We start from the raw sequence: 24,171 nt of genomic DNA, 5'->3' as shown, positions 1-24,171 counted from the left end.
GGGGACTTTCTGAAGAAAGCCCCCTTCCCCCCTCCCCTCATCCCTCAAAGACTTTTGGGTTTATCGAATCCCTGTTCAAGGGGGTGGCGGCGCGCCGGGCGGTCGGGGACGGGCGACGGGTTCATCCCCAAGCGTTTGGGGAGGGGGCGGCGCGCCGGGCGGTCGGGTGTTTCCGTCAGCGAAGGCTTTCCGGCTTTCAGGGAGGGATGGCGCGGAGGGCTGTCGGGGATGGAAGGGAAGCGGGGAGGGATGGCATGGCTCCGGTGTGGCCCCGGCCCGTTTGGGGCTGAAACGCTTCGCGGCGGTGGCGGCAGTATGGGCGTTTGTTGGAGATTGTTAAGGGGGTAGCCGGTTATAGCCCCTTGTCGGGTGCATTGAAGAAGCGCCGGGTGTTGTCGCCGCAGAGCGTCCAGAGTTCGGCGGGGGCCATGCCGCGCTCAAGGGCCACGGTTTCGGCGGTGAAGGCGGCGAGCGCCGGTTCATTGGGCTTGCCCCGCCACGGAACGGGCGAAAGATAGGGACAGTCGGTTTCGACCATCAGGCGATCCGGCGGGATGCGCTTTACGGCTTCGCGCAGGCTGTGGTTGGCGGGGTAGGTCACGGGGCCGGGGATGGAAAGGTGCCAGCCGTTGGCAAGGAAACGATCAAGGAACTCCACGGCGTCGCCGCTGAAGCAGTGCCACAGCACGGGGCGCCCGGCGAAGCCTTCGGCTTCCAGAATCCGCAGGGTGTCCTTTGCCGCGTCGCGCGAATGGATGACCACGGGTCGATCCGTTTCCTTGGCGAGGGCGAGCTGGACGCGGAAGGCTTCCTCCTGAATGAAGGGCGGGCAGTCCTTCCAGTAAAAATCGAGGCCGATTTCACCGACGGCCCGCAGCCGGGGATCATCGGCAAAGGCTTCGCGCATGGCCTTGAGGGTGGCCCCGGTGCATTCCTGCCCGTCGCAGGGGTGGATGCCCATCAGGAAGAACACGCCGGGATAGCCGGCGAATGTGTCCTTGTTCGCGTGGTATGCGGCGGGGCCGAGGAACACTTGCCCGATGGAGGCAAGGCCCGCGTTCCGGGCCCGTTCCATAACTTCGGGAAGCCGTTCGATGATTCCCTCTGAGTCGAGGTGGGCATGGGAGTCGGCCCCTGTGGGGGGAAGGCCGAGCGTATCGGGAAGCGGACGCGGCGTATCTTTTTTCTTGCTCATGGAAAGGCCCCTTGAGGGCATTTTTTGGGGCCTTGCCGCCGTATGTCGCGTCAAGGCCCGTGGAGGATTGCGGCTTTTGCCGTCGCGCTGCACGGGAAAGCGCCTGCCCCGGCTTCAATACGGCAAAACGGGGCGGGGCTTTCCCGAACAGGCTTACTCGGTGAATTCCTGTTTGATCACGGCCTCGGCCTTGATGCGGTCGAGGAGTTCCGAGAACGTCGCCTTGACGTGTTCGCGGATGTCCCCGGCCACGACGAGGAACAACACGTCGTCGCCGGGCTTCAGTTCGCCTTCCACGGCTTCGGCATGGATGCAGAAGATGCCGGGTTGCTGTTCCAGCTCGCGGCAGATGGCGTCCATCCTGGCGCGGTCATGCGAGACTTTCATGGATTTCACGGGCGCATGGTCGGCCCGCGCCCACCCGCGCACGACGCCGTTGTGCACCAGCACCATGCCCACGTTTTCGGCAAAGCCGGGACGCTTCTTGAGGTCGGCCAGAATCTTTGTGGTATCCATCGTTTTCTCCTGTGGTTAGGGACGGCTTTTCCTTAGGCCCTGTCATAGTATATGGTTGTTTAATTTTGTAATATGATGAAAATACAGACTTTTTATTCGGTTTCCCATTGGTGGAATTTATGGCTAAGGCAGTTTGTTATTCCTTTGGAACTTCAAGGAAAAAAGCATCAACCATTTTCTATGACACAGCCTTTCCTTATGGGGAGATTTTGTCAAAGTTGTTATTGAAATACGAAAGGCTCTGGAAAGAGCACGTCATAGTCATCTTTCGCAAGGAACCGTTTGGTCGGAACAAAATCAGGTGAAAAAATATCCCGTTCTGACCGGAAATCTTTAAATGTGATCCCTGCCAGTGTAAACAACGAATAATTCAGGTTATCTGTTTGCCAAGGGCGGTTGGTATATTTTGACAGCTCTCCGGCGAAGTCAGGGCGTTGCTCACGGTAGGCCGGCGAGAGGTATACAATAAACGGAACCTCAAACATAAAGCGGGATTTTGCCGTCTCCGCATGCCCGGCGGTATGCCCATCTTCATACATGGCTTCCCCATGATCCGAGAAGTAGATCATGGCGGATGGCCTGTTGAGCATTTTTAACTTGCTGATGATCTGAGAAAGGATAAAATCGGTAAACCTGATGCTGTTATCATAATGATTGATGGTAGAAAACTGCTCTGCTTTTCCATAGGGTGGAGCGTCATGAAAATATGAAAAATCGTGTGGGTAACGAGCTTCATATTTCCCGTGGTTGCCGAGGAGGTGTAAAAAGACAACACGTTTCCCTTTTTGGGAAAGCTGTTTTTCAAATTGTTCAAGCAACACATCGTCGTAATATGCGGACTGATAAGATGACGTGGATTGTATATTGCTATAATATTTGGTTTTACAAGCGACAAACAAGGCGCTTGTGGCAGTTTCAAATATGCCTAAATAGGCTTGGTTTGATAAAAGGACGGTAGAAAAGCCAGCCTCATTGAAGACGTCAACTACCGTACACCGGGGATCTTTTTCCGTATGGCTGCGGAACGTCATGATTTTGGACAAAGATGCAGAGGTATGTGCATGTGGTGAAATGACATCATTGAATATAAGGAGTTCTTTTGCCATCTTGTCAAGGTGGGGAGTGGTTTTTCTTGGATAGCCGTATAGGCTATAGTGATTTCTGTTTGAAGATTCTCCAATGACGACAACAAGAAGCTGGTTTTCAGAGGCATTGCAGGCAATATCTTTTGGTATATTTTTCTCTGAAGCGATATACTTTTTAAGAAGTTCTTTTTCATAGCTTATTTCTTTAGACAGGTAAATAAAATGTATATAATAATTCCAGCGAAGGACCTTTTCAAATCCGTCTTTAAAGACGGCGATTCCAAAAAAACTGATGAATATTAAGGCAATAAGGATGGATAGCTTCCAGTTTCTTTTTTTATTTTTCAAGAAAAGCATGAAAAGGGAAAGTGTAAGGGCTATCCCGCAAAGGATGATGAGCACTATTGCGGCATCAAAATATTGCTGTATAAACTCAAGTGATTCTGTAAGATAGGTTTCGTTGAGCACATGTAAGACATATGGACTGATTGGCATTTCATACAAGTAAAAGTGAATGACATTGGCAAGCGTAAAAACCAGCGCTGCCATATAAATCAGTATGCCATAACATGTAGAAATGAAGCCGGGCACTAAAATGGGGAGAGTGAGAATAAGGACTGTCAGAATATCGCGTCTTACATATTTAAAGACGGATGCGGTTGCATGGCTGGAAAAGAGGACGTACCCGTTAACTATCGAACAGGAGAGTAAGACAGCCAAAAAGGCAAAGAGTGCGACGAGGGTTTGGCGGTAAGGCTCTCTCTCTCTCTCTCTCTCTCTCTCTCTCTCTCTCTGAAGCATGGAAGAACTCCTTACAATATTGCGCTATTCCTAAAGAGTATGAAAAGGCGGGGAGTTCCCCGCCTTTCTTTTCGTTACTCCGCTTCCCTGCGGATGCGTGCGCCTACGGCGTTGAGTTTGTTTTCGATGCGTTCATAGCCGCGGTCGAGGTGGTAGATGCGCTGTACGGTCGTGGTTCCCTTGGCGGCGAGCCCGGCGAGCACGAGGGAGGCGCTGGCGCGGAGATCCGAGGCCATGACCGGGGCCCCGGTAAGGCGCTGGACGCCGCGTATGACGGCGGTGTGCCCGGAAAGGCGGATATCCGCGCCCATGCGGACGAGTTCCTGCACGTGCATGAACCGGTTTTCAAAAATGGTTTCGCTGATGACCCCGGAACCTTCGGAAAGGCACATGAGGGCCATGATCTGCGCCTGCATGTCCGTCGGGAAGCCGGGGAAGGGCTGCGTGGTCACGTCCACCCCGCGCAGGGCGCAGGAGCGGCGGGCCAGCACGCCGTCGGCGGTGGGTTCGATTTCCATGCCCATCTGGCGCATTTTGGCAATCACGGCGTCAAGCTCCTCAAAGGGGCAGTCCGTAAGCAGCAGTTCGCCGTCGGTAATCCCGGCGGCGGCGAGGAGGGTTCCCGCCTCGATGCGATCGGGCATGATGCGGTAGGTGCACCCTCCGAGGCGCGGGACGCCCTGAATGCGGATGACGCTGGTGCCGTGGCCTTCGATGCGTGCGCCGCAGGCGATGAGGAAGCGGGCAAGATCGACGACTTCAGGCTCGCGGGCCGCGTTTTCAAGGATGGTTTCGCCATCGGCCAGTGCGGCGGCCATGAGCAGGTTTTCCGTGCCGCCGACGGTGGGGAAGTCGAAATGGATGTGCGCGCCGTTGAGCTTGCGGCAGCGGCCGAGGATGTACCCGTCCTCAAGATCGAACCGCGCCCCCATCTTTTCAAGGGCGGACAGGTGCAAATCTACGGGCCGTGCTCCGATGGCGCAGCCGCCGGGCATGGCTACGCGGGCTTCGCCGAGCCGGGCCAGCAGCGGGCCGAGCACGAGCACCGAAGCGCGCATGGTTTTGACCAGTTCATAGGGGGCTTCGGGGTTGAGCGCGCCGGGGGTCACGGTGACCTGCCCGTTTTCAAAGGCGTTCGGACAGCCGAGCAGCTCAAGGAGCTTGAAGGTGGTGCGGATATCCCGCAGATCCGGGACATTGGTGTAGGTCACGGGTTCGTCGAGCAGAATGCTGCCCATGAGGATGGGGAGGGCTGCGTTTTTGGAGCCGCTCACATGCACGACGCCGGTCAGCGGAACGCCGCCTTCGATGATCAGTTTGTCCATGAACTGTCCCTGTATGTGGGCCCGGAAAAGCCGGGTGTTGCCGGTTGGATGGAGGGTGCCCCGCGCAGGGGCGGATGCGGCGCGATCCGCTTGTGGCGCAAACCGTACAGCTTGCCGAAGCTACCGGATGGGACGCAGGCGCGATCCGTTTGCGGAAGCTGGGGAAAGGATATAAGATACTATCGGGTTCCTTGGCTGGTCAAGGAGCATATTCGGGCCCGCCGGATGCCCCGGAATGCGGAAATCGGAAAAATATTGCGGAAAGGCTTGACGTTAATGTGGCTCTGATATAAAGACCACAGCTGCATGTGGCGGATGTAGCTCAGTTGGCAGAGCATCTGGTTGTGGCCCAGAGGGCCGTGGGTTCAAGTCCCATCATTCGCCCCACTCACTTGTCTTGAAAGACCCTGCTTCGGCAGGGTTTTTTCATTTCTGCCCTCGTTTCCCCCGCGCCGTGCCTTCCGGTTCTTCCCCGAAAAGGGACGAAGCGCCGCCCCGTTGCCTATCCGGTGGCGCGGCGGCTCCGCATTCCGTTTTGGCCCTGTCATAGCGCATTGGGTTGATGCCATTTCATATTGCCGCCGGAGGCATCCTATAAAAAACAGCCGCTGTTGATTGCATTGCGTTTTTTGAAGGCGTTTGCTGGTGGGCCCAACGGTGAAGATGCTTTTTGCAGCATCTATCTTAACTACATGGAATGAAGTGGCAATCTTTTGCTCTGGCAGGGCTTCCTTTCCCCTGCCGCGCCTTCCGGTTCTTCCCCGAAAAGGGACGAAGCCGCCGCCCCGTTGCCTACCCGGTGGCGCGGCGGCTCCGCATTCCGTTTTGGCCCTGTCATAGCGCATTGGGGTGATGCCATTTCATATTGCCGCCGGAGGCATCCTAATAAAAAACAGCCGCTGTTGATTGCATTGCGTTTCTTGAAGACGTTTGCTGGTGGGCCCAACGGTGAAGATGCTTTTTACAGCATCTATCTTAACTACATGGAATGAAGTGGCAATCTTTTGCTCTGGCAGGGCTTCCTTTCCCCTGCCGCGCCTTCCGGTTTTCCCCGAAAAGGGACGAAGCCGCCGCCCCGTTGCCTACCCGGTGGCGCGGCGGCTCCGTGTTCCGTTTTTTATCGTGCGCATCGTTTTTGATCCCCGCATATGATGCGGAGGTTCCGCCGTCCGCGCTATGCTATGGCCAATTCCAGCCCCACGGGGCAGTGATCCGAACCATAGACGTTGTTTTCTATCCACGCGTCCCGGATGGCCGGGGCCAATTCCTCCGAAACGAAAAAGTAGTCGATGCGCCACCCGACGTTGTTGACGCGGGCGCGCTGTTTGTAAGACCACCACGAATATTGGTGCGGCTCGTCGCCGTGGACGCGGCGGAAGGTGTCCACATACCCGGCGGCGATGAAGGAATCCACCCAAGCGCGCTCGATGGGCAGGAAGCCGGAGTTTTCCTCATTGGCCTTGGGCCGGGCAAGGTCGATGGGGCGGTGGGCCGTGTTGAAGTCGCCGCAGACCACGATGGGCTTGGTGCGGCGCAGCTCTTCGGCATGGGCAAGGAACGCGTCGTAATAGCCCATTTTATAGGCCAGCCGCCCGTCGTCCTTGGTTCCGTTGGGAAAGTAGACATTGAAGAAATGGAACGCAGGGTATTCGATGTGCAAAAGGCGGCCCTCCCCCTGATAACGGGGATCGGGGAGCTCGCGGTGTACGGCGAGCGGTTCGAGGGCGGCCTTTGGGCGCGAGAAGACCGCGACGCCCGAATAGCCCTTCTTGACCTGTGAGGCCAGCCATTCGGCATTCCAGCCTTCGGGGGTGCGGTGTTCTTCGGCGATCTGCGCGGGGTCGGCCTTGGTTTCCTGAAGCGCCACCACATCGGCGTCGGTGGTGGCGAACCAGTCCCAGTCGGGCTTGCCGCTCAGGGCGCGGAACCCGTTGACGTTCCATGAAACGAGGCGAATGGTATCCATAGTTTTCTCTTGGCAAAAGGAAAGGGAACCGGTAGGCACGGATCCGGCGGCCTCAGGCTTTCGCCCCCGTATTCGGGGATGTTGCCGGGCTTGCGGGCGTTTCCAGAAAAGCCCTGCCGTGCCTTTTCCGCGGAAGGATTCCATTGCCCGTGCCGATTGTCAAACGCGCTGCGTGCCGGCGGGGCCCGCCCACAACAAGGAAAAAAGAATGAAGAAGATCCGCTTGCCGTTGCCGGCTTTGCTCCTGCTGTGCCTTGCGGCGCCATCACAGGCGTTTGAGCTGACGATCCTGCATACCAACGATGTCCATGCCATGTACGGCGGGACGACGGAAAACGGGACGGCCTGCTATGCGGCCCGGTGCCCCGGCGGGGCCGGGGGCGGCGTGCGCCTGAAGCAGGCCGTGGATACGGTACGCGCGGCAAAGCCGAATGTGGTGCTCCTTGATGCCGGGGACGAATTTCAGGGGACGCTGTTCTATACGCAGTTCAAGGGTGACGTGGCGGCGGAGATGCTTGACGCCTTGGGCTATACGGCCTTCACGCCGGGGAACCATGAGTTCGATGACGGCTGCGGCGAGTTCAGGCGTTTTGCGGAGCGGACGCGCGTTCCCGTGCTGGCCGCCAACCTGACGCTTCCGCCCGTATCCGGGGGCAGGCCGCTCACGCGCCCGTGGATTGTCGTGGAACGCCAAGGCCGCAAGATCGGCATTGTGGGGCTGGCCAACGAGGAAACGCCTTCCCTTGCCTCCCCCTGTAAGGAAGCCCGGTTCAGCCCGGCGGAAACGGCCTTGCGCGAAGCGGTCGCGTCGCTCCGGGCGCAGGGGGTGGACATCATTATCGCACTGACCCATCTGGGGCTGGACGCCGACTGCGCCCTTGCGGAACGGGTGGAGGGCGTCGATGTGTTCGTCGGCGGGCATACGCATTCCCTGCTTTCCAATACGGACCCCAAGGCCGCCGGGCCGTACCCCATTGTGAAGCGCTCCCCGTCCGGGGAGCCCGTACTGATCGTGACGGCGGCGTCCTCCTGCAAGCTGCTTGGGCATATTACGGTGGATTTCAACGACGCGGGCGTTGCACGGCGCTGGAGCGGCGAACCCATTGTTCTGGATGGCCGGAACGTCGCCGTTCCGCCCGATGCGGAGCTTTCCGCCCGGCTGGAGGGCTATGCCGCCCGGCTGCGGTCGCTCATCGGACAGCCCGTAGGCAAGATTCTGCTTGCCGGGGACACGGGCGGGAGGCAGGTTGACCTTGAGGAAGATGCCCGTCTCTGCCGCGTGCAGGAATGTTTGTCCGGCGACGTCCTTGTGGATTCCCTGCTCTGGGGGGCACGGGATAGCGGCGCGTCCATCGCCTTGTCCGTGGGCGGATCCGTGCGTTCCCCCCTGCATACCGGCGTGGTCACGATGGGCGACCTGCTGACGGCCATGCCGTTCGACAACACCCTTGTTGTCGGCGACCTGACCGGAAAACAGCTGGCTGAGGCGCTTGAACATGGGGCGTCCGGCTACGAAAGCGGGGCGGGGCGGTTTCTTCAGGTCGCGGGGCTCACGTATTCGGTGGAACCCGCGAAACCGGCGGGACAGCGCGTTTCCGCCGTGTCCGTCCGTACAAAGGCGGGCGGCTGGGAACCTCTGCGCCCGGAAGCGGTGTACCGCGTCGTCACGGTGGACTATGTGGCTGAGGGCGGTGACGGTTTCGCCGCCTTCAAGAAAATACGATGGCAGTACACGGGCCGCGCCCATAGCGAATGCCTGCGCGACTATATCGCCAAGGCCCCCGTGGAGGTCGGCCCCGGAGGACGGATTCAGGTTCTCCGCTGACGAAACGGGAAACGGCATTCCCGCCGGGGAGAGGGCCTTTGGGGGACATCCGCCGGACGGCCCCTCCTCCCAATACGGAGGCATTCGCTTTTGCAATGAAAGCTGCATTTCAACTGTCTGAAATACAAAATGAATTTTTTAGAAAGTCATCGAAAGGGCGAATGTCTCCCGGTACAGCCTGTTTTCCTTTTTGGGGCTGTGCCATAAAAATGGTTGATGCTTTTTTCTTGGCTGTGCCATAGGAAGCGGTTGATGCTTTATTTCCTGAAATTCCAAAGGAATAACCGATAAAATGCTCCGATTATGGAGCCCGTCAGCGGAAAAATTGGGGAAAAAAACTCTATTTTCAGCATTCTTTTGAAATAAAACAACCTGATACTCTGACAGAGCCTTTTTCTTTGAGGCTCTGTTCAAGTTTACGGTTGATAAAGAGAAGTACGCTCCTTTAACCGCCGGAGGCGCGAGCGTCAGCGAACTTTGAAGACGTCCCCCGCCGCATGGCAATGCGGCATGAAGGGGGTGAGGAGCGGCCAAATGTCCCGCGAAGCGCGGTCGAGAGCGGCGAAGCCACGCGAGACGAAGCGCCGTCAGCCGTTGCCGGAGGGAACCTTTCACCGCGCTGGAAGTGCGGCCGTCTCCACGGCAGAGAATGTTCCGCTGAAACAGGGGCAGATGAACGACCTCTGATTGCCGTATCAGCCGGAAACTTTAACACAGCCTTCTTTGAAGCCCCAAAGGAATAACAGCAAGATGCCTTAGCCGCATATCCCGCCAATGGGAAAGCTGGAGAAAAAGGCTGTATGTCCACCGCACTGTGGAGATGAAACGACCGCATGCCATGACAGAGCCTTCTCTCTCTCTCTCTCTCTCTCTCTCTCTTCTCTACGCTCCTTTGCATCGGCTACCCGCCAGCGGCTCCTTCTGCCGAAAGCGGGCGGTACGCATCCTGTTTTCCGGCTTTGCCCGTCCTTTCGGCCTCCCCTTTGGCGCACCGCCACGAAATCGTCACAATCACGCCGTATATCAAGCGTATCGCTCTGTCAGAAGAGGTTCTCGGCACATGACGAAACGCATGATCGCCGCCCAGCTTTCCCTTGGGGCGCTGCTCCTCGTGCTGGTGGCGCTGATGGAATCCTATACCGATTGGGATATGGCGGCCCAACGCCTGTGGTTCGATTCCGCCACGCATGAATGGATGGTATCCAACGCGCTCCACACCCGGCTGACGTGGTTTTTCTACGATGGCCCTAAAATCCTGCTGGTGGCTCTTGGAATAGCCTGCATCGCCGGGGTGTTTGGCGGCGCACGGTGGAACCTGCCGCCGGAATGCCGCAGGGGGTGCCTGTTGCTGCTCCTCAGCCTGTCCCTTGTCCCGATGCTGCTCGGCGGCGCAAAGCAGTTCACCAATGTCTATTGCCCCAAGCAGATCGAGGCGTTCGGGGGCGAATACGTCCATCAGGGCGTGCTGGAATGCCGGAACCCCGCCAATGAAGGCCGTTCCCCCGGCAGGTGCTTCCCGGCGGGGCACGCTTCGGGCGGTTTTGCGCTCATGATGCTGTTCTTTTGCTTCCGGTCGCGCCGGGCACGGTGGGCCGGCCTGGGGGCCGGGCTTGCCGCGGGCTGGTGCATGGGATTCTACCAGATGCTGCGGGGGCAGCATTTCCTCTCGCATACGCTGTTCACAATGATCGGCGCATGGATGATCATCCTGCTTGTCACATGGGCGCTGCGTAGTTTTTCTCTTAACAGGTTTAAGTATAAATATTTGTCCTGAACTTCTCCCTCGGTTGTCATGGAATCGTAACAGTTCATATGCCACAACGCACTCTCCGAACAGGATACTTTCCTTTAAGAGAGGCTCCATCATGCATGCGTTTCTGGATGCCGTCCGCTACCTTGTGCGGCGGCTGCTTCCCTTCATAGGCATATACTTTTTCGCGGAGCTTATGGAACTTTCCATACTGGCCCTGCGGGAATCCTCCAACCTGCATTTGTCGCTGAAAGGCCTTCTGGTTTCCTTCCCGGTCTGGGTGGGGACGACGATGGTTTCCTGCCTTTTCTCAATCCTGCCCATGCTGGCGTATCTGCTGATCCTGCCCCGGAAGCGGCACGGCGGACGGTGGGACAGGCGGCTTTCCATCGCCTTTTTCTTCCTGTTCACGGCGGGGAATTTGTTTGAGGAAGTCGCGGAGCTGTTGTTCTGGGACGAATTCACTTCCCGCTTCAATTTCGTGGCGGTGGATTATCTTGTCTATACGAATGAAGTGATCGGGAACATCAGGCAGTCCTATCCCGTAGCCTTGTTTTTGGGCGGGATCACCGTGGCGGCGGGAGTCATTACGCTGTTGGCCCGGCGCTGGCTTTCCACGGCGCGTACCGCGCCGCGGCTCCCCATGCGTTTTACCGCCGCGGCCCTGCTCGTCTTGTGCGCGTGCTCGCTCAATGTGGTCAACTTTATGGATATATCTGAAGATACCGGCGATCGGTATCTCACCGAGCTGTCCAAGGACGGGCTGTACAGCCTGTTCCATGCGTTCTTTTCCAACGAGCTTTCCTACAACGACTTTTACCTGATGCGCCCTGATGCGGATACCGTGGCGACGCTGGCCCCTTTGATGGCCTCGGATGCCCGTCGGGTGGGCGATCCCGCGTCGCTGGCCTATGAGGTGACGCCGCATGAAAAGGAAATCCGGGCGAATGTGATCATTGTGCTCATGGAGAGCATGGGTTCGGAATTTTTCAGCGAATTCCGCGATGATGGGAAAAAGCTGACTCCGGAGCTGGAAAAGCTGGCTTCCGAGTCGCTCTATTTCAGCCATGTCTATTCGACGGGAACCCGTACCGTCCGGGGCATCGAAGCGCTCACGCTGGCGCGCCCGCCCCTGCCGGGCATGCCCATCGTGAGGCTGCAGGGCAACGACAACCTGCGCGGCATCTGGAGCGTGTTCCGTGAGCGCGGGTATGACACCAAATGGATTTACGGCGGCTACGGCTATTTCGACAACATGAACGCCTATTTCGCCGGGAACGGGTTCACTGTGGTGGATCGGACGGTGATGCAGCCGGAAGAGATCACGTTCTCGAATATCTGGGGCGTGTGCGACGAGAACCTTTTTGCCCGCGCGATCAAGGAGGCTGACGCTTCCCATGCGGCGGGCAAGCCGTTCTTCAACTTCGTGCTGACGACTTCAAACCACCGCCCATACACTTATCCCGATGGAAAGATTCCAATTCCATCCAAGTCGGGACGCAGCGGCGGGGTCATGTATGCGGATTACTCCATCGGCAGGTTCATGGAAGAGGCCCGCAAGCATCCGTGGTTTGACGATACAGTGTTCGTGTTTGTGGCGGATCACGGGGCGAGCAGTTCCGGGCGCGAGGAGATCAAGCAGGGGAACCATCACATTCCGCTTATCATCCACGCGCCGAAGTTCATCAAGCCGGAGCGCCGCGATCAGCCGATCAGCCAGATCGACGCCGTGCCGACGCTGCTTTCCCTGCTCCATTTCAAGTACACGGGCCAATTCTACGGCATGAATGCGCTCGATCCCGGCTATGTGTCCCGCCTGTTCCTGAGCAATTATCAGAAGCTGGCCTACGTCAAAGGCAACGAGACGGTGATCATGCGGCCCGTCCGCGGGGTGCATTTTTACCGTGACGGGCGGCAGATCGGTTCCGCCGCGGCCGCAAAGCCGCAGGACAGGGTAAAGGCCCCCGACGCCTCGTTACAGCAGGTGCTTGACGAGGGCATCAGCTATTATCAGCACTCCGCCCGCTGGCGGGAATTTTTGAAGGAGGAGTGAGGGGGAGGAATGGAGAGGTGAGGGAGATTGGGGAGGGGGAAGGGCCCCTTTTGGAAAAGGGCCCCTTCCCCCTCCCCAAACCCCACCCCCATCCCCCTAAAACTTTCGACTGGTGGGGAGGCGGCGCGTCGGGAGTTCCGTTGTATGGTGTTGGTTGAAGTGCCGCGCAGGTGTGCGTGTGGATTCATGGGACTTCACGAAAAGTGCACTCGACGGTGAGGTCCCGCGCAGGAGTGCGTGTGGAAGCCGGATAGTGTTGAAGGTTTTTGGCCATGCCTTTCAAAGCGTGGAAGCCTTTCCCCATGTGTGCGAGAGGGAAGGCCGGATCGTTGATGGTTGAAAACAAGGCGTTTCGGTGTAACGCGTGGGAATAGGGCTGGGAAGTATTGCATGACGGCGATTGGGCGAGTACAGTGCCGGAACTTTTTGTGAAGAGGAATGACAGCATGAATCTCCCTGTCCCGGTTCCGGTAGCGACCATCGTTTTATTGATTCTTTCCAATGTGTTCATGACGTTCGCGTGGTACGGGCATCTGCGCTATAAGGCGCTGCCGCTGCTCGCCGCCATTGTGATCAGTTGGGGCATAGCGTTTTTTGAATATCTGTTGCAGGTTCCCGCCAACCGCGTCGGCTACGGCTATTTCAGCGCGGCGGAACTCAAGGCCATTCAGGAAATCATTTCCCTGTCCGTTTTCGCCTTCTTTTCCACCCTGTATCTCGGCGAATCCCTCCGCTGGAACCATTTTGTCGGGTTCAGCCTGATTATTCTCGCGGCCTTTTTTATTTTTAAAAAGTGGTAGCATCCTTTTTTCGTAATGCCCTGTTATACTTATGTGGTTGATGCTGCCTCACCACATTGGTTTCATTGAGCTTTTGAAGGGATTTGCTGATGGGGCGGTGCAAAAAGGGTTTCCTTGCCTACCTTGGGCTGCACAAAATACCATAACGATTTGGGTTCTGTCATAGTATATGGTTGTTTTATTTCACAACACAGTGAAGAATACAGCCTTTTTCTCCAGTTTTCCCCTTAGCTGAATTCATGGTCAAGGCATTTTTCCGGTTGGCTGTGTTTAAGTTTGTGGTTGATACAAGATTCCAACTGGAAAGGAAGAGCTCTTTGGAGATTATCTGGAGGTCTCGCAACAATTCTTCAAAACTGGATTTCATGTAATGAACAAAAAATGAGAGAGGCCCACATCACCAGACGTGAAACGAGCTTTTATCTATTCATGATTTTCATTGAAAAAATCAGCAACCGTAAACTTAAACACAGCCTTCCGGTTATTCCTTTGGAACTTCAAGGGAAAAAACAGTAACCGTTTTATGGTACAGCCACGATTTCTTGCCATAATGAAGGATAAACTGGGTACGCAGTTTTGCCTTCCCTACCCGGACAGCCCGTTTACGGGCCGCAAGTAACAGAAATGCCGATGCCAGATCCGCTATGCACCTGTTAGGGCGCTGCTGGTAACAGAGCCTTAAGGTGTACATGAAGAACCATCGGCTATGCCGGTGGGTTCCTTTTCGCATAACCCGCCTTACAGAGGCATCGGCAACGCATCCGCGCCTGCGGGATGCCCGAAAAAGTGCGGCCCATTCCTGCATGGGCATCATAAGGCTGTAGGGCTGGTTACGTTTCGGAGGCGGGGGCGGCCCGTTCCTGCATGGGGTATCAGGCTGAGGCCCGCATACAAAAGTCTTTGGGGTGGGAGGGGGAGGCTTGGAGGGGGAGGGAGGCCCTTTCTCCAGAAAGGGCCTCCCTCCCCCTCCAATTCCCTATCTCACTCCAACCCACTTGTGGGTCTGCAAACCGAGGCTCCAGCGGGGATGCTGGAGACAGTAGGCGATGCACTCACGGGTGTTGGCCTTGTTGCGCGGGTCGTCGCATGGCTGGAGCAGGAAATGCCGGAAATCCAACTCCTCGAAATCTTCAGGCGAGCACCCCTGCTGCGGCCAGACAAGCTTCAGCTCATGGCCGGAAGTCGTAGCCAACGGGTTGGAACCTTTGGGGCTGACGGTGATCCAGTCCAGCCCATCGGGGAGGGGCAGGGTGCCGTTGCTCTCCACGCCAAGCTCAAAACCAAGCACATGCAGACGTTCGATAAGTTCACTTGTGAGCTGTAAGGCCGGTTCGCCGCCCGTGAACACGACGTAGGGCTTGCGCCCGCCGTAGGCTTGGGGTGGAAGTGCCGGAAAGGTGGCGGCGATGGTTTGCGCCAGCACTTCAGCCGTGGCGAAAACCCCGGCGTCCGCACCGACGAAATCCGTGTCGCAGAACCGGCATTTCGCCGTACCCCGATCTTCGGGGCGGCCCGACCAGAGGTTGCACCCGGAAAAGCGGCAAAATACCGCCGGGCGCCCGGCCTGTACGCCCTCGCCTTGTAACGTATAGAAGATTTCCTTGACCCGATATGCCATGTTTTCCTGCTTTGTTATATGAAGATGGTATTTTTATTGCCGATTTCAAGCAAATGAATCATGAACCAATGTTATTTGGCTGTGTCATAGAAAACGGCTGATGCTTTTTTGAAGTTCCAAAGGAATAACCGATAAACTGTCTTAGCCGTGGATTCCGCCAATGGGAAACTGGAAAAAAGGCTGTATTTTTAACATGCTGTGAAGATAAAACAGCCGCCTGCTATGCAGGGCCCTTAACTGTATGACGGTATCATAGTAAATGGTTGATATTTGCTTCTTGAAATCCCATTCAGCGAATGAATGAACCGCCCCAGTTATGAGTTTTTCAATGAAAGCGGTATGAAAAAACGCTGTATTCAATATATTGTAAATGTTTCAACCATATTCTGTGACAAAGCCAATTTTATTAGGCTCTGTCACAGAATATGATTGTTTTTGTTTTTACTATACTAAAAGTGTGGCTTTTTCTCGATTTTCCCTCTGATGAGCCCATGATTGGGGCATTGTATCAGTTATTTCTTTGGAGTTTCAAGGAATAAAACATCAACCGTTTCCTATGGCACAGCCTTTTATTAAAGGCTCTGTTATAGCTTATGGTTGTTTCATCTCCACAGTGCGGTGAAAAATACAGCCTTTTTCTCTGTTTTTCCCCTTGGCTGGATCCACCGATAAGGCGTTTTGCCGGTTATCCCTTTGGAGCCTCAAGGAAAAAAGCATCAACCATTTTCTATAACACAGCCTTTATTAAAGGCACGGGCGCCATATCCGCCCGGCCTCCATTACAAAAGTTTTAGGAGGGAAGGGGAGGGGTTCGGGGAGGGGAAGGGCACCCCTTTTTCAAAAGGGTGCCCTTCCCCTCCCCGATTCACTTCCTCGATTCACTTACTTCCCTTCCACATACCCTTTCCACCCGTGCTCGCGCAGCTTGCAGGCGGGGCACTCGCCGCAGCCGTAGCCCCACGGGTGCAGCTCGCCGCGATCCCCGATGTAGCAGGTGTGCGTCACGGTGCGGACGCACTCCACAAAAGGCGCACCGCCTTCCTGCTCGGCGAGTGTCCATGTGCGGGCCTTGTCCAGCCACATCAGGGGGGTATGCACGACGAAACGGGCATCCATGCCGAGGTTGAGCGCCACCTGCATGGCTTTGATCGTATCGTCGCGGCAGTCGGGATAGCCGGAGAAATCGGTTTCGCAGACGCCCATCACCAGATGCCGGATGCCCTTGCGCCACGCCAGCGCAGCGGCGGCGGTGAGGAATACGAGGTTGCGGCCCGGCACGAACGTATTGGGGATGCCCTGCTCATTGAATGCGATTTCCATATCGCTGGTCATGGCCGTCTCGCCGATCTGGTTGAACAGGCCAAGGCTGAGCAGGGTATCCCCGCCGAGCCTGCCGGCCCACGATGCGGGCAGGGAGGCGTCCGAGCGGACGGCCTCCAGTACGTTCCGGCGGCATTCCATTTCCACATGATGCCGCTGCCCGTAGTCGAAACCGACCGTAAAGACGTGCTCAAAACGGTTGAGGGCCCATCCGAGGCAGGTTGCGGAGTCCTGCCCGCCGGAAAAAATGACAAGGGCCGAAGAATCGGTATTGCTGGTCATATGCTGTCCTGAAAAGGCGTCGTTGAGCCTTGGCTTGGTGTTGGAAAAAGGGCCTTTGAACGGCGCGCCCTTCCAAACGGGCCCGCTTTGAGGGAAACGCTGCGGGCAGGGGGCGATAAACGCGGATGGCTTGGGGAAGGGAGGGGCGCGTTTTGGCAGGCTTTCGGGAGGGAAACGCCTTTCTCGAAAAAGTTTCCTTTCCCAATTCTTCCAGAATGTTCCAAAGGCCACTTGCTCTAACGCAGGGAGCGGGAGCTTGTAAAGCGTATGAGTTGTAGCGTACTGTAAGGCCATGCCGCCGTATGGACGCCCTCCGTCCGCGTGGCGGGAACATTTGAGACGATGCCGCGCCGGGGCGTCCCGGAGCGAAAGATACGCATGAGGTGATATGATGTCCGATTCCAGCGCGTTTTCCTCTTCCTGCTGCGCCCTGATCCTTGCGGCGGGCAAAGGCACCCGTATGCACTCCAAAAAGCCCAAGGTGCTGCACACCATTTTGGGCGAACCCCTGCTTGGGCATGTGGCGGAAGCCTTGCGGCCCCTGTTCGGAGAGGCGGTATGGGCCGTCATCGGGCATGAGGCGGATATGGTGCGGGCGGCGTTCGCTGGCCGCGAGCTGCGTTTCGTGGAGCAGAAGGAGCAGCTCGGCACCGGGCACGCCCTGATGGTCGCCCTGCCGGAACTGAAACGGGCGGGCATGAGGAAAGTGCTTGTGGTCAACGGGGATACCCCGTTGATCACGACGGATACGCTGCGCGATTTCATGTTCTACGCGGAAGGCGCGGACGTGTCCGTGGCGACGCTGACGCTGGAAAACCCCGGCGCGTATGGCCGTATCGTCCGCCAGAACGGGGAGTTGCGTGCCATCGTGGAAGCGAAGGATTTTGATGCCGCCGTCCACGGGGAGCCGACCGGCGAGATCAACGCCGGGATCTACATGCTGAACCTTGAAGCCGTGGAAACCCTTGTCCCGAAGCTCGGCAACGAGAACAAGAGCGGCGAATATTACATCACCGACCTTGTGGGCATGGCCGTAGCCGAAGGCATGTCGGTACGCGGGCTGTCCTGCGGCAGCGACCCGAATTTGCTGGGAATCAACAACCCTGCGGAACTGGCGGCATCCGAGGAACTGCGGCGGCGTGCCATCGTGGGGGAACGGCTGGCGGCCGGCGTGGTCATGCACGGCCCGGAGATGATCCGCATGGGGCCGTATGTGACCGTGGAGCCGGGCGCGGAACTGTTCGGCCCCTGTGAATTGTACGGGCATACGCACATCGCCTCAGGCGTCGTCATCGAATCGCACTGCGTGATCCGGGACAGCCGCGTGGAAAGCGGCACGGTGGTGCATTCCTTCTCGCACATGGATCACGCCGAAGTCGGGCCGGACTGCCTCGTGGGGCCGTATGCGCGGCTCCGCCCCGGTGCGGTGATGGAACGCGGCGCGCATATGGGCAATTTTGTGGAGATGAAGAAGGCGCGCCTCTGTGAAGGGGCCAAGGCCAACCACCTGACCTATTTGGGGGATGCTGAGGTCGGCGCGCGGGCGAACATCGGGGCGGGGACGATTACCTGCAACTATGACGGCGTGAATAAACATAAAACCGTCATCGGCGAGCGCGCGTTCATCGGCAGCAACACCGCGTTGGTGGCCCCGGTCACCGTGGGCGCTGAGGCGCTCGTGGGCGCGGGATCGGTCATCACGAAGGACGTGCCGGACGGCAATCTGGCCGTCGCGCGCGGAAAGCAGACGAATATGCGCCGCAAATAGGTGCGTTTCAGGGGTTATATCAGAGGATTGCGCCGGGAGATGCCGCTCAGGGGAGCTGCATTCGGCGGGTAATGCGGGAACAAGGCTTCCAGCGTCTTGAAGAACTGTGGATATTCCGTTACTAAAAGAACATCTCCGGATTATGACAAACGGATTTGATGCGCGTATTCCCGAAAAGGCGGCCTCCGGCGCTGCCGTCGGCACAGCGGCCGCTTTTGCGAAAACTGTATCGTACCCTTTTCTTCTCACCCTCAATCTTGCCATGAAACGGCAAAAAGAGTAGAGTCTTCGCATGGAACTTTTTGATCTCTTGGAAACCCGCGTGGTTGAGCTTCTCGGCCAGATTGATACCCTTCGCGAGGAAAACAAGACCTTGCAGGAAAAAGTAAACGCTCTCGACGAGGAGAACAAGACTCTGAAGGAGTCTTTGGAGCAGGAGCAGCACACCAAGGAAGAGATTAACGGCCGCATCGACACGTTGCTCTCGACAATTCGCGAGTTTACGGCCGAAGCGTAACCGACCGATACCCGTATGCACAGCTTTCAGCTCAATGTCCTCGGCATGGACATTTCCTTCCGCACGAATGCCGATTCCGCCCGTGTCGAGCGGGCTCAGGCCTTCGTCGAGAAGCAGTATGAGAGATTGAAAAACCAAGGAGGGCAGTTCGGCAGGGAAAAACTGCTGACGCTTCTGGTTTTGGGAGTTGCAGACGACTTGTTGCAAACACAGCAGCAGCTTGACGGAGTGGAGACCCGCCTCGCCAACTTGCTGGAGCTTATAGAGAAAACGGATTAATTTGTTGGCAAAATGTTCCCTGGAGCGTTCGTGATCCGCCTATTGGTGCTGACCTCACAAGCTTAAGAAATTGGGAGCCGAGCGAGAGATTGGTGTGCATGCCCGACGTGTCGGGAAGTCTGAAGATCTGTCCAAGGCACCCCCCTGGGAGACCAGGTTCCGCACCGGTATTCTGACACGGCGCTCTGGGGTCATTTCTGGTGTTCTGTTCTGGGACGCCGCTTATACAGATCCGTCTTTTCCATTGTGCGGATCGTGTTGTCTTCCTCTTTTCCCATCAGAATGTCCTCCCCATGTCCTGGACGATGCTGTTTGCCGGCAGCTTCGTGACATCGCATAAACGGGCTTCGGCCCGACACTATAAAGGGAGGGGATTTATGGAACTTTTTACCGCCTTGAGCGTCCTTGCGGCGATATGCGTCAGCGGGGGCGTAGGCTTTTATCTCAATAAGCACCTCAATGCCAAGCGGATTGGCGACGCTACCGAGTTGGCGACCCGCATAGTCGAAGAATCCCGCAAGGAAGCCCAGGCGCAGAAGAAGGAAATCCTCCTTCAGGGGCAGGACGAGCTGTTCAACCAGAAGCGCGAACTTGAGCACGAGTTCAAGGAACGCGAGCGCGAGCTGAAGGCCCGTGACCGCAAGCTTCAGGAGCAGGGAGAGCGGCTTGAGGAAAAGCTTGAAAAAGCGACCGAAAAAGAACACGAACTCCTGAGCGTCGAAAAAGATCTCGCCAAAAAGGAGCGGAAGCTTGCCGAGCTTGAGGAAACGCTCAACGAACGCATCGACGAGCAGGAACACCGTCTGCAGGAAGTCTCCGGCCTGACCGCTGAGGAGGCCCGGCAGCGGCTTTTTGCGGAAATCGAGTCCCGCACCCGCCACGAGGCCGCCAAGATGATGCGCCTCATTGAGGCCGAAGCCCGCGAAACCGCAGACCGCAAGGCGAAGGAAATCATCGCCTGTTCCATCCAGCGCTATGCGGGCGATTATGTGGGCGAACATACCGTCACCGCCGTGACCCTGCCCAGCGAAGACATGAAAGGCCGCATCATCGGCCGCGAAGGGCGCAATATCCGCGCTTTGGAAGCGGCTACCGGCGTTGATCTCATCATCGACGATACCCCCGAAACGGTCATCCTGTCCGCATACAGCCCCCTGCGCCGCCAAGTCGCCAAGATGGCCCTTGAGCGCCTCATTCAGGACGGGCGCATCCATCCGGCCCGCATTGAGGATGTTGTCCACAAATGCGAGCAGGAGCTTGAAGTGCAGATCCGCGAAGTGGGCGAACAGGCCACGTTCGACGCGGGCGTACACGGCATCCATCCCGAACTCGTCCGCTTTCTGGGCCAGCTCCGCTACCGTACCAGCTTCACGCAGAACGTGCTCCAGCATTCGCTGGAAGTTTCCGCCCTGTGCGGCATGATGGCCGCCGAGCTCGGCATGGACATCAAAAAAGCCAAGCGTGCCGGCCTGCTGCACGACATCGGCAAGGCCGTCGACCACGAGGTCGAAGGCCCGCACGCGCTCATCGGTGCGGATCTCGCCAAAAAGTACAACGAAAGCAAGGAAATCCTGCACGCCATCGCCGCGCACCATGAGGATCAGCGTCCTGAAACCGCGCTGGCCGTGCTGGTGCAGGCCGCGGACTCCCTTTCCGGGGCCCGTCCCGGCGCGCGCAAGGAACTCTTGGAAAGCTACGTCAAGCGCCTTGAGGACTTGGAAAACATCGCCTCCGAATTCGACGGCGTATCCAAAGCGTACGCCATCCAAGCCGGGCGCGAAATCCGCGTCATGGTCAATTCCGAAAACGTGGACGACGATCAGACGTATATGCTCTGTAAGGGCATTACCGGAAAAATTGAGGAAAACCTCACCTATCCCGGACAGATCCGCGTTACGGTCATCCGTGAGCGCCGGGCCGTCGGCTACGCGAAATAGCCATTGCCCATCATGCCTTTCACGGGAGGGAACTTCGGTTCCCTCCTTTTTTTGTGCCGCAAAGATATTGGCGGGAGCCGCCTCCAAATGGCGCGGCCTCTTCACCTAACCCCTGTAAAAGGGAATCTTTTTACAGGGCTTAGGCGAAAAGGTTCCATCCTCTCCTTTTATGGTTGGTATGCCGGGCGGGTTGTGCCCGCGCGTTGCCTCTCCGAAGAGGCGGCATGCTTTGCACTGGCACAATGGCATCAATCTACAAAAATGTAGATTGATGGGCATTTCCTACAAAAAGGTCTTTTTTGTGAAAACCCCACGGAATTCCATTTGATTGGACGTTCAAGGAGTGGGCTTTGGCGGACGGGAGGAAGGGGTTAGGATAAAAAATCTATGAAATCAAAGAAATAAATAAATTCTACATAAAGGTAGGATCTTTCATGAGCGCCTTGCTTCTCATTTTCTAAGGGAGGGGCAAACGGAATCCTGTTTCAGGATGTGTATAAAATAATCTTGTAGTTTCAGTATATTGATTGAGTGGCATGGATTCCGCCCGCACTTTGAGGATGTTGGCCCCGATTTTGCTTTTATCCGGGCATCAACCTTATTCGAGGAGTGAGTTCATGAGTTCCACCGTCCGTGAAACAGCCCTTGATCATATTTCCACGGCCCAGCCTGTCGCGCCCCTTCCGGCTTCGGAACAGGGCAAGGCTCTTGCCAGCGGGTATGGCTGCGATGTCTTCAACACGCGCGTCATGCGCCAACGGCTCCCGCGCGAGGTGTATGACCGCCTCATGCGGACCATGACCCACCGCACCCCGCTTGATCCTGCCGATGCCGACATCATCGCCGGGGCCATGAAGGATTGGGCTCTCGAACATGGCGCTACGCATTACACCCACTGGTTCCAGCCCATGACCGGGCTGACCGCTGAAAAGCACGACGCCTTTCTGTCTCCCACGGCGGACGGGCAGGTGTTCGGCGAGTTTTCCGGGAAAATGCTCATCAAGGGTGAGCCGGACGCTTCTTCCTTCCCGTCCGGCGGCATCCGTTCGACGTTTGAGGCCCGCGGCTACACGGCGTGGGACCCTACCTCGCCGGTATTCCTGCTTGGCGACGAGTACGGGCGCAAGACGCTGTACATCCCCACGGTGTTCTATTCCTACACGGGTGAGGCCCTTGACCGCAAAACGCCGCTGATGCGCTCTGTGGAGGCCGTTTCCGCACAGGCCCTGCGCATCCTCCGTCTGCTCGGCAATACGACGGCTACCGGCGTTCAGGCGATGGTGGGTTCCGAGCAGGAATATTTCCTTGTCGATCGGCGCCTCTATGTCCAGCGGCCCGACCTCATGATGTGCGGGCGCACCCTTTACGGCGCAAAGCCCGCCAAGGGGCAGGAAATGGAGGATCACTACTTCGGCAGCATCCCCAGCCGGGTTCTGGCCTACATGCAGGATGTGGAACAGCGCCTTTTCGCGCTCGGCATCCCCGCGCACACCCGCCACAACGAAGTGGCTCCCGGCCAGTTTGAGATCGCTCCCGTGTACGAGGATGTGAACATCGCCACGGACCACAACATGCTGACGATGGAAGTGATGCGCCGCACGGCCCGGAGGCATGGCTACGTTTGCCTGCTGCACGAAAAGCCGTTCGCGGGCGTCAACGGATCGGGCAAGCACAACAACTGGTCGCTGTGCGATTCCGACGGCCACAACCTGCTGAATCCCGGCGAAACCCCGATGAAGAACGCCCAGTTCCTCATCTTCCTCGCCGCCGTCCTGCGCGCCGTGCACAAGCACGGCATCAACCTGCGCCTCGGCATCATCGGGGCCAGCAACGATCACCGCCTGGGCGCCAACGAAGCGCCGCCCGCCGTGTTGTCCGTGTATCTTGGGGACAGCCTCTCCGCGATCATCCGTGCCATCGCCTACGGGAAAGAGGCCGCCGGAGGCTGCTCGGAACCGCTCCAGATAGGCGTTTCCGTGTTGCCGAACATCCCGCGCGATCTGTCCGACCGCAACCGGACCAGCCCGTTCGCGTTCACCGGCAACAAGTTTGAATTCCGCGCCCTCGGCTCCTCCCAAAACATCGCCACGGCAAATATTGCCCTGAATGCGGCTATGGCCTGCGCGCTGGACGACATCGCCTCCATGCTGGAAGCCGAGCTTGCCCAAGGGACGCCGCTCAACGCCGCCATTCAGGGCCTGCTCGCCAAGCTGTTCGCCGAGCACATGCCCATCGTATTCGACGGCAACGGGTACAGCGACGAGTGGCTTGCCGAGGCTGAAAAGCGCGGGCTGCCGAACCTCAAGGACACCGTGGCGGCCCTTGCCCACTACAGCGACAAGGATGTGATGGCTGTTTTTGAACGCCACGGCGTCCTGAGCCCAAGGGAAATGTTGTCCCGGCAGGAAATTTTGCTGGAGAACTACACGCACAGCGTATCAATCGAAGGGCATACTGCATTGAAGCTTGGGCGTACCCGCATCCTGCCCGTCGCCTTGGCGTATCAGACCCGTTTGGCGAAAGCGGCTTCGTCCGCAGCGGCCCTTGTGGACGATGCGGCGGAGGAAAAGGCGTATTTTGTACGGGTACGCGAGCAGGTGTGCGGCCTGATGTCCGCTCTGGACACCCTTGAAGCCGCCGTCAACGCCGATTTCGGCGGCACGGCGCTGGCACGCGCCGCCTACGCCCGTGACACCGTGCTTCCGGCCATGAATGCGTGCCGCAGCCATGCCGATGCGCTGGAATGCCTGTGCTCCAGCCATGACTGGCCGCTGCCGAGCTACGCCGAACTGCTGTGGCTCCACTAGGCTTCAGGGAAGGGCGCTTCTCCGCTTTCCGGGGCTGGCGGGAGGGCTGTCCCGCCGCTTGCTGAAAATATCCCGCTGGGGCCTGTTTGGGTATGGCGCCCTGTTCTCCGGTGGCGGCTCCGTGTGCAGTATGTCGCTTTGCCGGAGGGAACGGGAGAGAGGGAAGCCTTTCCGGGAAGGCCTTCCCTTTTTCCGGCCCAGCCGCCGGAAACGAGAGAGGCAGCCTCTTTCCGAAGAAAAAGACTGCCTCTCTACTCCCACCCTGAAACATTTTCAGGACAGGGTTTGAATACCCGTACTGGACGAAAAAAGCAAGTCACATATCGG

The 24,171-nt window shown here is 57.6% G+C and carries 16 protein-coding genes, 1 tRNA gene and 1 other RNA gene; 11 read left to right on the top strand and 7 right to left on the bottom strand.

The window, feature by feature from the left end; all coding sequences use genetic code 11:
• Window positions 1-352 precede the first annotated feature (352 nt).
• From AC6I1V_RS08500 to murA, 4 genes are all read right to left on the bottom strand, one after another.
• Complete coding sequence (locus AC6I1V_RS08500; RefSeq protein WP_486854539.1) at window positions 353-1,195, bottom strand: TatD family hydrolase; 843 nt, start codon at window positions 1,193-1,195, stop codon at window positions 353-355.
• 153 nt (window positions 1,196-1,348) lie between these two features.
• Window positions 1,349-1,711 (bottom strand): molybdenum cofactor biosynthesis protein MoaE, encoded by a 363-nt coding sequence (locus tag AC6I1V_RS08495; RefSeq protein WP_302552894.1) that lies wholly within the window; start codon window positions 1,709-1,711, stop codon window positions 1,349-1,351.
• Between the two features lie 221 nt (window positions 1,712-1,932).
• Window positions 1,933-3,597, bottom strand: coding sequence for a phosphoethanolamine transferase (locus tag AC6I1V_RS08490; RefSeq protein ID WP_497736962.1), 1,665 nt, complete (start codon window positions 3,595-3,597; stop codon window positions 1,933-1,935).
• A 74-nt stretch (window positions 3,598-3,671) separates the two neighbouring features.
• Window positions 3,672-4,922 carry a UDP-N-acetylglucosamine 1-carboxyvinyltransferase gene (gene murA / locus AC6I1V_RS08485; protein WP_302552893.1) on the bottom strand — a complete coding sequence of 417 codons (1,251 nt, stop codon included), beginning with the start codon at window positions 4,920-4,922 and terminating at the stop codon, window positions 3,672-3,674.
• Window positions 4,923-5,233: 311 nt separating this feature from the next.
• Here murA and AC6I1V_RS08480 point away from each other — a divergent pair.
• Window positions 5,234-5,309, top strand: a tRNA-His gene (locus AC6I1V_RS08480).
• Between the two features lie 787 nt (window positions 5,310-6,096).
• Here the strand turns inward: AC6I1V_RS08480 and AC6I1V_RS08475 are convergent.
• Window positions 6,097-6,888: an exodeoxyribonuclease III gene (locus AC6I1V_RS08475; RefSeq protein WP_486854537.1), complete on the bottom strand. Its 792-nt coding sequence runs from the start codon at window positions 6,886-6,888 to the stop codon at window positions 6,097-6,099.
• Window positions 6,889-7,096: 208 nt separating this feature from the next.
• Between AC6I1V_RS08475 and AC6I1V_RS08470 the strand changes: the two genes are divergently transcribed.
• The 4 genes from AC6I1V_RS08470 (at window position 7,097) to AC6I1V_RS08455 (ending at window position 13,316) form a co-directional block, all read left to right on the top strand.
• Window positions 7,097-8,713, top strand: coding sequence for a bifunctional metallophosphatase/5'-nucleotidase (locus tag AC6I1V_RS08470; protein ID WP_486854536.1), 1,617 nt, complete (start codon window positions 7,097-7,099; stop codon window positions 8,711-8,713).
• A gap of 1,060 nt (window positions 8,714-9,773) precedes the next feature.
• Window positions 9,774-10,487 carry a phosphatase PAP2 family protein gene (locus AC6I1V_RS08465; RefSeq protein ID WP_302552890.1) on the top strand — a complete coding sequence of 238 codons (714 nt, stop codon included), beginning with the start codon at window positions 9,774-9,776 and terminating at the stop codon, window positions 10,485-10,487.
• A gap of 91 nt (window positions 10,488-10,578) precedes the next feature.
• Window positions 10,579-12,516, top strand: a complete 1,938-nt coding sequence (locus tag AC6I1V_RS08460; protein WP_486854535.1) for an LTA synthase family protein — start codon at window positions 10,579-10,581, stop codon at window positions 12,514-12,516.
• 446 nt (window positions 12,517-12,962) lie between these two features.
• Window positions 12,963-13,316, top strand: a complete 354-nt coding sequence (locus tag AC6I1V_RS08455; protein ID WP_302552888.1) for a DMT family protein — start codon at window positions 12,963-12,965, stop codon at window positions 13,314-13,316.
• Between the two features lie 976 nt (window positions 13,317-14,292).
• Here AC6I1V_RS08455 and queE read toward each other — a convergent pair.
• Window positions 14,293-14,934: a 7-carboxy-7-deazaguanine synthase gene (queE, locus tag AC6I1V_RS08450; protein WP_486853508.1), complete on the bottom strand. Its 642-nt coding sequence runs from the start codon at window positions 14,932-14,934 to the stop codon at window positions 14,293-14,295.
• Window positions 14,935-15,816: 882 nt separating this feature from the next.
• Window positions 15,817-16,536 (bottom strand): 7-cyano-7-deazaguanine synthase QueC, encoded by a 720-nt coding sequence (gene queC / locus AC6I1V_RS08445; RefSeq protein WP_302553646.1) that lies wholly within the window; start codon window positions 16,534-16,536, stop codon window positions 15,817-15,819.
• 391 nt (window positions 16,537-16,927) lie between these two features.
• Between queC and glmU the strand changes: the two genes are divergently transcribed.
• The 6 genes from glmU to AC6I1V_RS08415 all read left to right on the top strand — a co-directional run bounded on the left by glmU (window position 16,928) and on the right by AC6I1V_RS08415 (window position 23,844).
• Entirely contained in the window at window positions 16,928-18,304 is a 1,377-nt protein-coding gene (gene glmU, locus AC6I1V_RS08440) for a bifunctional UDP-N-acetylglucosamine diphosphorylase/glucosamine-1-phosphate N-acetyltransferase GlmU (protein ID WP_486853509.1), read from the top strand.
• 292 nt (window positions 18,305-18,596) lie between these two features.
• Window positions 18,597-18,821, top strand: coding sequence for a cell division protein ZapB (locus tag AC6I1V_RS08435; RefSeq protein WP_005028353.1), 225 nt, complete (start codon window positions 18,597-18,599; stop codon window positions 18,819-18,821).
• 15 nt (window positions 18,822-18,836) lie between these two features.
• Window positions 18,837-19,100: a cell division protein ZapA gene (zapA, locus tag AC6I1V_RS08430; protein WP_302553641.1), complete on the top strand. Its 264-nt coding sequence runs from the start codon at window positions 18,837-18,839 to the stop codon at window positions 19,098-19,100.
• Between the two features lie 13 nt (window positions 19,101-19,113).
• Window positions 19,114-19,296, top strand: a non-coding RNA gene (gene ssrS, locus AC6I1V_RS08425) — 6S RNA.
• 181 nt (window positions 19,297-19,477) lie between these two features.
• Window positions 19,478-21,037, top strand: a complete 1,560-nt coding sequence (rny, locus tag AC6I1V_RS08420; protein ID WP_302553640.1) for a ribonuclease Y — start codon at window positions 19,478-19,480, stop codon at window positions 21,035-21,037.
• Window positions 21,038-21,654: 617 nt separating this feature from the next.
• Window positions 21,655-23,844 (top strand): glutamine synthetase III family protein, encoded by a 2,190-nt coding sequence (locus tag AC6I1V_RS08415; protein ID WP_486853507.1) that lies wholly within the window; start codon window positions 21,655-21,657, stop codon window positions 23,842-23,844.
• Window positions 23,845-24,171: the final 327 nt, after the last annotated feature.

The sequence above is a fragment of the Bilophila sp. T19-St14 genome, assembly GCF_059728385.1.
The sequence above is the reverse complement of the archived record's forward strand: the minus strand, read 5'-3'. Positions and strand labels throughout refer to the sequence as shown.

Excerpts from the sequence above, each read along its gene's own strand:
- queC (WP_302553646.1), bottom strand. The coding sequence starts at position 16,536 with ATGACCAGCAATACCGATTCTTCGGCCCTTGTCATTTTTTCCGGCGGG.
- AC6I1V_RS08495 (WP_302552894.1), bottom strand. The coding sequence starts at position 1,711 with ATGGATACCACAAAGATTCTGGCCGACCTCAAGAAGCGTCCCGGCTTT.
- queE (WP_486853508.1), bottom strand. The coding sequence starts at position 14,934 with ATGGCATATCGGGTCAAGGAAATCTTCTATACGTTACAAGGCGAGGGC.
- glmU (WP_486853509.1), top strand. The coding sequence starts at position 16,928 with ATGTCCGATTCCAGCGCGTTTTCCTCTTCCTGCTGCGCCCTGATCCTT.
- AC6I1V_RS08470 (WP_486854536.1), top strand. The coding sequence starts at position 7,097 with ATGAAGAAGATCCGCTTGCCGTTGCCGGCTTTGCTCCTGCTGTGCCTT.
- AC6I1V_RS08460 (WP_486854535.1), top strand. The coding sequence starts at position 10,579 with ATGCATGCGTTTCTGGATGCCGTCCGCTACCTTGTGCGGCGGCTGCTT.
- zapA (WP_302553641.1), top strand. The coding sequence starts at position 18,837 with ATGCACAGCTTTCAGCTCAATGTCCTCGGCATGGACATTTCCTTCCGC.
- AC6I1V_RS08455 (WP_302552888.1), top strand. The coding sequence starts at position 12,963 with ATGAATCTCCCTGTCCCGGTTCCGGTAGCGACCATCGTTTTATTGATT.
- AC6I1V_RS08435 (WP_005028353.1), top strand. The coding sequence starts at position 18,597 with ATGGAACTTTTTGATCTCTTGGAAACCCGCGTGGTTGAGCTTCTCGGC.
- AC6I1V_RS08490 (WP_497736962.1), bottom strand. The coding sequence starts at position 3,597 with ATGCTTCAGAGAGAGAGAGAGAGAGAGAGAGAGAGAGAGAGAGAGCCT.
- AC6I1V_RS08465 (WP_302552890.1), top strand. The coding sequence starts at position 9,774 with ATGACGAAACGCATGATCGCCGCCCAGCTTTCCCTTGGGGCGCTGCTC.
- AC6I1V_RS08415 (WP_486853507.1), top strand. The coding sequence starts at position 21,655 with ATGAGTTCCACCGTCCGTGAAACAGCCCTTGATCATATTTCCACGGCC.
- murA (WP_302552893.1), bottom strand. The coding sequence starts at position 4,922 with ATGGACAAACTGATCATCGAAGGCGGCGTTCCGCTGACCGGCGTCGTG.
- AC6I1V_RS08500 (WP_486854539.1), bottom strand. The coding sequence starts at position 1,195 with ATGAGCAAGAAAAAAGATACGCCGCGTCCGCTTCCCGATACGCTCGGC.
- AC6I1V_RS08475 (WP_486854537.1), bottom strand. The coding sequence starts at position 6,888 with ATGGATACCATTCGCCTCGTTTCATGGAACGTCAACGGGTTCCGCGCC.
- rny (WP_302553640.1), top strand. The coding sequence starts at position 19,478 with ATGGAACTTTTTACCGCCTTGAGCGTCCTTGCGGCGATATGCGTCAGC.